The sequence below is a fragment of the Streptomyces sp. NPDC053431 genome (genome assembly GCF_044544925.1).
Classification (GTDB): domain Bacteria; phylum Actinomycetota; class Actinomycetes; order Streptomycetales; family Streptomycetaceae; genus Streptomyces.
On record NZ_JBITXX010000078.1, the window covers coordinates 1 to 1440 of the forward strand.

2 protein-coding genes are annotated in these 1440 nt (G+C 66.2%); both read left to right on the forward strand.

The window, feature by feature from the left end; translation table 11 throughout:
• Window positions 1-201: 201 nt before the first annotated feature.
• Window positions 202-654 carry an IS630 family transposase gene (locus ACIGXE_RS37730; RefSeq protein WP_399754687.1) on the forward strand — a complete coding sequence of 151 codons (453 nt, stop codon included), beginning with the start codon at window positions 202-204 and terminating at the stop codon, window positions 652-654.
• Between the two features lie 131 nt (window positions 655-785).
• On the forward strand, window positions 786-1220 hold the full coding sequence (locus ACIGXE_RS37735) for a transposase (RefSeq protein ID WP_399754690.1): 435 nt from the start codon (window positions 786-788) through the stop codon (window positions 1218-1220).
• The last annotated feature ends 220 nt before the right edge of the window (window positions 1221-1440 follow it).

Sequence of the window (1440 nt, forward strand, 5' to 3'; positions counted from 1 at the left end):
TCACCACGCCAACGACCAGGGGCCCTGCCACGTCACCAGACACCCCTCTGACCAGCACGTTCACCCCATCAGAGGCGGGATGAAAAGGGCTCACTACTGATCTTTTCGTTAGTTCCTTGGGTGCAATGGGGCCGTTGGGGGGATCCTGATGGCGTGTCTTTCAAGCCTTTGCCCGTGGTTCCTCCTTTGACACGGCCGCAGTTGGCCGAGGCCCGGCGTGTGCGGGCGGCCGAGTTGTTCGACCAGGGACGTTCGGGTGCCGAGATCGCGCGGATGCTGGGCGTCAGCGAGGAAAGTGTGCGGCGGTGGAGGCGGGTCTGGGAGGAGAACGGCGCCGACGGGTTGCGCCGGCGCCCGGCCACCGGCCGCCCACCCAAGCTGGACGACGCCCAGGTCGAGCAGGTGCGGACCGCGCTGGAACAAGGCGCCCAGACGCATGGTTTCGAGGCCGACCTGTGGACGCTGGAGCGGGTCGGCCTGGTCGTCGAGCGGGTGACCGGAGTGGTCCTGTCGCGGGCGTCGGTGTGGCGGCTGCTGACCAGCCGGCTCGGATGGAGTCTGCAGCGTCCCGAGCGGCGGGCGGTCGAACGCGACGAGTCCGAGATCGCCCGCTGGATCGCCCACGAATGGCCGCAAATCAAAAAGGAGCGGTGAACACACGGCCTGGATCGTCTTCCTCGACGAATCAGGCGTCTCGCTGCTGCCGCAGGTCCGCCGCACCTACGCGCCCCGCGGCCGCACCCCGCTTCCGCGGCACCCCCCGGCTGAACTGGAAGCGGGCCTCGATGGCCGCGGCGCTGGGCTACCACGCCGCCGACCCGGAGCGCGGTCCTCGGTTGTGTTTCCACCTCAAGCCCGGCAGCTACGACACTGCCGGCCTCATCGAGGTCCTGGAGCGGATGAAGACGTTCTATCGCGGCGAGCGGGTGGTGCTGGTCTGGGACGGGCTGTCCGCTCACTGGAGCCGGGCGATGCGGGCCTGGGTGGCCGAGCAGGACTGGCTCACACTCGAGCGATTACCGGCTTACGCACCCGAGCTCAACCCGGTGGAACTACTGTGGTCCTCGCTGAAGAAACGCGAGCTCGCCAACCTCGCCGGCGACCATCTCGCCGATGCCACCGAACAGGGCATCCACCGGATCAACCAGAACCGGCAACTGCCCTGGTCCTTCCTCGCCCACACCGGACTCACCATCCACCCACCAACCCCACCGAACTAACGAAAAGATCAATTTAAACAAAATAGTGAGCTGTAGGCGAGGCGGGAGCGGTCGGCGACGGATGTAGCTGTTGCCGGCGTTCTTCCGGTTGTGGTGTTGCCGAGCTGCTTGCTGTCGACGTGGATTAGCTTGATCTTTAACCTCGGGGTCCGAACGGGGCCTCGTACTTGATCACTCGGACTGGTAACTGCCGTACGCACAGGCGGCCTTCGGCTGAGCA